At 44.0% G+C, this 6,051-nt stretch carries 7 protein-coding genes; 1 reads left to right on the forward strand and 6 read right to left on the reverse strand.

Annotated elements, in window-relative coordinates:
• Nucleotides 1–189: hypothetical protein (locus B5F53_RS20195; protein ID WP_204246970.1), on the forward strand; the 189-nt coding region annotated here is incomplete at its 5' end.
• Here the strand turns inward: B5F53_RS20195 and B5F53_RS19115 are convergent.
• The 6 genes from B5F53_RS19115 to B5F53_RS19140 all read right to left on the reverse strand — a co-directional run bounded on the left by B5F53_RS19115 (nucleotide 186) and on the right by B5F53_RS19140 (nucleotide 5,868).
• Nucleotides 186–1,004 carry a histidinol-phosphatase HisJ family protein gene (locus tag B5F53_RS19115; protein ID WP_087227028.1) on the reverse strand — a complete coding sequence of 273 codons (819 nt, stop codon included), beginning with the start codon at nucleotides 1,002–1,004 and terminating at the stop codon, nucleotides 186–188. The two genes, B5F53_RS20195 and B5F53_RS19115, sit on opposite strands and share 4 nt — an antisense overlap.
• A complete protein-coding gene (locus B5F53_RS19120) occupies nucleotides 1,001–2,011 on the reverse strand; it encodes a PHP domain-containing protein (RefSeq protein WP_204246971.1) in 1,011 nt (336 codons plus the stop codon). The genes B5F53_RS19115 and B5F53_RS19120 overlap by 4 nt, the downstream gene beginning before the upstream one ends.
• A gap of 23 nt (nucleotides 2,012–2,034) precedes the next feature.
• Nucleotides 2,035–3,039, reverse strand: a complete 1,005-nt coding sequence (locus tag B5F53_RS19125; RefSeq protein WP_087227030.1) for an ABC transporter ATP-binding protein — start codon at nucleotides 3,037–3,039, stop codon at nucleotides 2,035–2,037.
• A 2-nt stretch (nucleotides 3,040–3,041) separates the two neighbouring features.
• Nucleotides 3,042–3,848 (reverse strand): ABC transporter permease, encoded by an 807-nt coding sequence (locus B5F53_RS19130; protein ID WP_087227032.1) that lies wholly within the window; start codon nucleotides 3,846–3,848, stop codon nucleotides 3,042–3,044.
• Complete coding sequence (locus tag B5F53_RS19135; protein ID WP_087227034.1) at nucleotides 3,848–4,693, reverse strand: ABC transporter permease; 846 nt, start codon at nucleotides 4,691–4,693, stop codon at nucleotides 3,848–3,850. Before B5F53_RS19135 ends, B5F53_RS19130 begins: the two co-directional genes overlap by 1 nt.
• 71 nt (nucleotides 4,694–4,764) lie before the next feature.
• Nucleotides 4,765–5,868 (reverse strand): ABC transporter substrate-binding protein, encoded by a 1,104-nt coding sequence (locus B5F53_RS19140; protein ID WP_087227036.1) that lies wholly within the window; start codon nucleotides 5,866–5,868, stop codon nucleotides 4,765–4,767.
• Nucleotides 5,869–6,051: the final 183 nt, after the last annotated feature.

The following is a 6,051-nucleotide window of genomic DNA, read 5'->3' on the forward strand; positions in this document are numbered from 1 at the left end:
CATCTTCTGACCCTGAACCGTCTAATTGCCATGCCCGCTTTTCAGCGGGTTTTCTTTTTCTCAAATTTCCTCAATCATGCATTTTCCTATAAAACAAAAAAGGCAGAGATAAGAATATCAAATCTCTGCCTAAAGAGAATTTTAAAAGTCAAGTCTAAACTAAATGACGTTGGCTTTTCACCCCTCTAATCGATTTTTCTGAACACCGGTTTTCTTTCTTCAAAAACCGTATAATACCGGAATCCGCATTCTTCCAGCACTGCCTTTGCCTTTGCAAAATCATAGGCAATATGCTCCGGGCAGTGCGCATCTGCTCCTACAGTGATGATTTCTCCGCCCAATTCCCGGTATCTTCGGATAATGTCCGGGTGTGGATTGCAAAAACCAAGGCCATATTTATATCCACCGGTATTTAATTCAATCCCTTTCCCCATGTCCAGCACTTTTTTCAAAATCGCATCAATTTCGTCCGCATACTTTCGATATGAGTAGTGCTCCGCCTTTTCTTTTCCATACCGTACCACATAATCAATATGCCCCAGTACATCAAAATCCGAAACCATATTCAAATTTTCCAAAGTCAGACGAAAAGTCTCTGCATAAACCTCTTCGTCTGTTCTTCCTCGGAATGCTTCTCCATAATATGGGTCGATCCCATGAATCAGATGGACGGATCCTATAACAAAATCAAATGGATATTTTGATGTCAGATCCTTATAAAAGGCCCCCAGATGCGGCTGAAGACCCAGTTCGATTCCGGTGCAGATCCGGATCCTCCCCTTATAGGATTCTCTATACTTCTCCAGAATCCGGAAATATGCGTCCACATCGAATATAAACGGCACGCCTTCCACATCCGGCACTTCAGGATAGTCTTGATCATAATGATCCGTCAGACATATCTCTGTAAGACCTTTCTGTATAGCGGCTTCGATCATGCTCCCGACAGGGGCTTCGCTGTCTGTAGAAAATTCGGTATGCATATGATAATCACTTCTGATCATCCCCGTTTCCTCCCCTGCATAAAAATCGGGTTGCTCCAGGCTGTCTTTCCGTTTTTATCTGTACATTTCACCCGGACATAGGTCTCATGGCCTTTCAGCACATATTCCCCGTACCGGATCGTTTCTTCATAGTCCTTGCACACATGGGAAGTCCCATCGTTTACATCGTTCCCGGCAATAAAATCAATCCGGAAAACATCACTGCAATCTACATATGCAATACCATCACGGATTCCCCAGTCATAAATCTCCGGCCCGGCAGACGAATAATAATTTCCAGCCAGCATATTCTTCAGAATTTCTTCCCTGTCCAGCCGATCCGCTTTTACTACTATATATCCGCCACAGCTGTCATCAAATAATCCTTCATTATGATTATCGTCGGAAGCAAATCCCAACATTGGAATTCCCTCCCTTAGCATTACATCCCAATAGGTCTCATCGTAGCCGGTGGCACTTTCATTGACTGTATCATAATTGAAAATCTCCAATGCCCATATACCTTTCGTGTAGATAAATTCTGATTCCCGCACTCTGGACCATATGGGATGATTATAGGTTGCGATCATTCCCCTCTTTGTCATCTCATCCGCCAGCTGCTGGGCAGCCAAAGCTCCATCCCATTCCCCATAAAATTTCAGTACAGGATGAATCTCTTTATGACGGTAACAGGGAAGTTCTGCTTTCTTTATCATTTCTTCTGTCCCAAGAATCCCATGGATATGATGAACCTTTTTTCTTCGTCCAGAAGAACCATCTCCTTCATAGAGCACCGCCGAGGCTTCGAGTCCGGGAAGGATAATAAAATCCTCGCAGTCAAATTTTTCTCTGTAATCTGTATATAGATCATGCTCAGAAAAACAAAGGAATTGGTAGCCATGCTCCCGGAACATTTTAACTGACTCTTCCGGAGTCAGCATCCCATCCGAATTCACCGTATGGCTGTGCAGATTTCCCTTATACCAGTTCCCATGCTCTGAAAAACCCCGAATTGTTATTTTATTCAATGCGCCACCTCCACATATTTATTTTACAGACGCACGCAGTTTCGGTCAGAAATACCGATATGAATTTTATCACCAATATCATATATGGATGCACTGCGGAAGAGAACGTCTGCGTAAACTTCTACATCATTGACATTTACACTGTAACGAAGTACATTCCCTCTCGGAACAGAATCGGTAATCGTCCCCTCCATGCAGTAATCTTCTGTCGTGATCTGATCCTTTGAAAGGAAGAATGTCTCCGGGCGGATTGCCACCTGGCCTCCCTGCCAGTCTCTGTTTGTCATCCTCTTCATCGCGGCCGCATCAAGGATGTTGTAGCTTCCGATAAAACCTGCCGCAAATGGCGTAACCGGCTTTGTGTATACCTCAACCGGGCGTCCGGACTGTTCAATCTTTCCATCATGGAACAAATGGATCACGTCAGACATGACCATCGCTTCATCCTGATCATGAGTTACAAAAACAGAAGTCAGCCCCAGATTTTTATGAATCCTGCGGATACTGGTCTGCAGGGATTTCCTCAGCTTTGCATCGATCGCGCTCAGAGGCTCATCCAGCAGAAGGACTTTTGGCTGCATAACAATTCCTCTTGCCAGTGCCACCCTCTGCTGCTGTCCGCCAGAGAGATTTGCCGGATACTCTTTTTCCTTTCCTTTTAATTCTACCATATCTATAGCATCTTTGACACGTCTGTTTATCTCTGATGTATCCAGTTTCTGAAGTTTTAATCCAAACGACAGATTTTCCTCTACTGTCATATTTGGGAACAGGCTGTACTGCTGAAATACCATTCCGATATTACGGTCTTTAGGATCCTTGTTTGTGATATCTTCCCCATCCAGCAGGATCTGTCCGCCGGAAATCTGCTCCAGCCCTGCCAGGCAGCGCAGAAGGGTACTCTTTCCACATCCGGACGGCCCCAGCAGTGTAACGAAATCGCCTTTGTTAATTTCCAGATTAATCCCCTTTAATACATGGTTATCTCCGTAAAATTTATCAATATTTTTAAATTCAATATAAGCCATTTTTATCTATCCTTTCTGTCTTTCCCTCTTGACTGCAGGAAAAACGCACATGCAGAAATAATCAGTGTCACCAGGAACAAAATAATGATGACAGCACAGGTTCTCTGTCCGGATTTTTTCATAACATCATACAGATACATTTGTGCGGTCATAAAATGTCCTCCAGCCAATGTATTAATAATTACAAAGTCTCCAAATACAATCGCCATCGCAAGCATAACGGATACCGTAACTCCACCCATAATATTGGGGATTACAACGCGGAAAAAAGCATAAAACTTACTTGCGCCAAGCATCTGTGCTGCTTCTATCAGTCTGGGCGCTCCTACTCCGTGCAGATTATTACGGATTCCCTGATATACATAAGGCAGAATTACTACCATATAAGTTGCAACCAGCATAAACATCCGGTTTCCAAAAGGTTCCGGCGCGCTGCTGTAAAGAGATAATACACAGATGGGAAGGATGACTCCCTGAATTGCATATGGAATCGTACATAAAATCTGGATCAGTCTGTCCCATTCCGGATGATAAACAACCACCACATACATCGCAAGAAGCACAAACACCGTACATAAAAGAATCGGGATAATCGAAATGACTACCGTCCGTCCCACTGCTTTCCAAAACAAAGGATCACTAAACAACTCTGTGTATGCTCCCAGGGTAAATCCTGTCGGCATAATGTCTACCCATTCCTGAAACAAGGAATAAATCAGCGTCATCACCAGGGGAAGCAGAAGATATGCTATGATAATAACGATCGCCAGCTTGGCTCCCACATGCTTGTTTTTCTTTTCCTGATTCATCACTGTCTTCCCCCTTTCTTAGGCGTCATCTTATTTTGTACCGTTATCGCAAGCACCATGAATACCATCATAACTACTGCGATCGCGCTTCCGAACTCCGGTCTCTGGATAATATCTCCCACGAACTGTTCTGACAGGCGGATCGGCAGGAGCGACACGTTATTCATCAGCAGTGCATAGGCAGACGCATAGGCCGCAAGTGCATTTGCAAATAGTACAGAAAAGGTTCCAAGGATACTCGGCATTAAGACCGGTATTCCTACTTTTCTCCAAAATGTACCTTTGCTTCCTCCAAGTAATGCAACTGCTTCTTTCCACTCTTTACGGATAGAGTCAAAAGCCGGTATCAAAAGCAATGTAGATAACGGTATCTGAAAATATACATAGATCAGAAGAAGTCCCCACACAGAGTACAGCGGAAACTCCGCCAGAAATTCAATTCCATAATTTCCGCCGATCATCGTCATGACTCCAATATTTCCAAACATAATGATGTAAGCAAACGCCAGCGGTACACCAGAAAAGTTTGACACCATATTCAGAATACTCATGAAAACCTGCTTCAGCTTTCCGCCATTTTCATGGACCGCTTTTGCTCCGATAAAAGCCACCAAAAGCCCGATCACAGAAGATAAAATCGAAATCATCAGACTGTTGATGATAGCTTGCTGGTACAGCTTTCCAGTAAAAATATTAATATAATTATCCAATGTAAATCCCATGTCTCCTCCCTCTGGGAAGAAACTTCTGACCACCGTATAGATCACCGGAATGATCTCAAACAAAATACATAACAGCAAAAACGGTGCCAGCGCCAGTATATATGTTTTCTTTTGCGTCTTCATTCTAACCTCACCTTTACATAAAATGGGCTGCCGCCTAAAAAGCAGCAGCCCGGTCATCCGTCGAGTCTATGTTATTTTGCGTAAGCTACGACTTCCTCCTGCCACATAGTACCGATTGTCTTTGCGGTTTCGTCCCATGCTTCCTGATCTTCCACCATTCTTGCATTTGTGTATTGGCTGTCGTCCAGCAGCTTGGAAGCTACATCTTCCGGAAGTTCTACATCTTCACGGATCGGTGTTGCATATCCCTTAGCAAGATTAATCTGTCCTTCGTCGCTTAAAATGTACTCTCTTGCCAGCGCTGCGGCACATGGATGCTTAGAATATTTGTTGATGATAGTGGAGTATCCTGTCTGAATGGATGCTTCTGACGGGATAAACACGGTAAAGTCAGCATCGGGATTGTTCTCCAGGAATTGTTCTCTATATCCAAGTGCATTGAAATCCCAGAGGAATGCTACTCCCACTTCTCCTTTTTCGATACGTGCCTGTGTGAATTCTCCCAGATCAAGTCTTCCCTGCTCAGCAATTTGTCTGAAATAATCCAGGCCTGGCTGAATATCGTCTTCTCCTCCTCCATATGCAATGGCTGCTGCCAGGACTGCATACTGAGCCTGAGTTGCCGCCTGCACATCACCGACCGCTACCATGTAATCACCATCTAAGATGTCTTCAAATGAAGTCGGCGTATCTTCTACAATCTTATTATTAACAATCACAGCCATCGTTCCATAATATCCGATGATCCAGTCCCCATCATCGTCTTTTGCCCAGTCCGGAATAGAGTCCCAGTAACTGGTTTTATACGGAAGTGTTACGCCCTGTTCCTCTGCAACCGGTCCGAACGCCTGTCCAACATCCCCGATATCTTTTGTAGCATCTTCTCCTTCTGTTTCAAACAAAGAAATCTCTTCTGCAGAAGACATATCCGTATCTACATGTTCGATCCCGTAAAGGTCTGTATATTCCTGCCAGGTTTCTCCCCAGTTTGCCCAGGTATCCGGCATCGCAGCTGAGGCAAGCTCTCCTTCCTCCTTCGCCTGCGCTTCAATCTCTTCCAGTGACATACTGTTCAGGTCTACGGTCTCTTTTTCCTCTTCAGAGCCTCCGCATCCCATTGCCAGCGTCGTCGTCATACAGACAAGTAATAACATACTAACAATTCTTTTCTTCATAGTAACTTGAATCTCCCTCTTCTACGTTTTTAAACTACGCTACACATTATACCGAGCGTTTGTAAAATATTCCTTTTTCTCAACGTTAAAAAACTGTAAATTTATGTAAAAAAGTGTCTTCGACACTTCAACTCCCCTACCCCTCAATCTTGAGGGGATTAGGGGTTACTTTTTGCGTCTTTT

The organism is Blautia sp. An249 (assembly GCF_002159835.1).
Classification (GTDB): Bacteria; Bacillota; Clostridia; order Lachnospirales; family Lachnospiraceae; genus Blautia_A; species Blautia_A avistercoris.

Bases quoted from the DNA above. Each gene is read 5' to 3' on its own strand.
- B5F53_RS19130 (WP_087227032.1), bottom strand. From the start codon at position 3,848: ATGAATCAGGAAAAGAAAAACAAGCATGTGGGAGCCAAGCTGGCGATC.
- B5F53_RS19115 (WP_087227028.1), bottom strand. From the start codon at position 1,004: ATGATCAGAAGTGATTATCATATGCATACCGAATTTTCTACAGACAGC.
- B5F53_RS19135 (WP_087227034.1), bottom strand. From the start codon at position 4,693: ATGAAGACGCAAAAGAAAACATATATACTGGCGCTGGCACCGTTTTTG.
- B5F53_RS19125 (WP_087227030.1), bottom strand. From the start codon at position 3,039: ATGGCTTATATTGAATTTAAAAATATTGATAAATTTTACGGAGATAAC.
- B5F53_RS19140 (WP_087227036.1), bottom strand. From the start codon at position 5,868: ATGAAGAAAAGAATTGTTAGTATGTTATTACTTGTCTGTATGACGACG.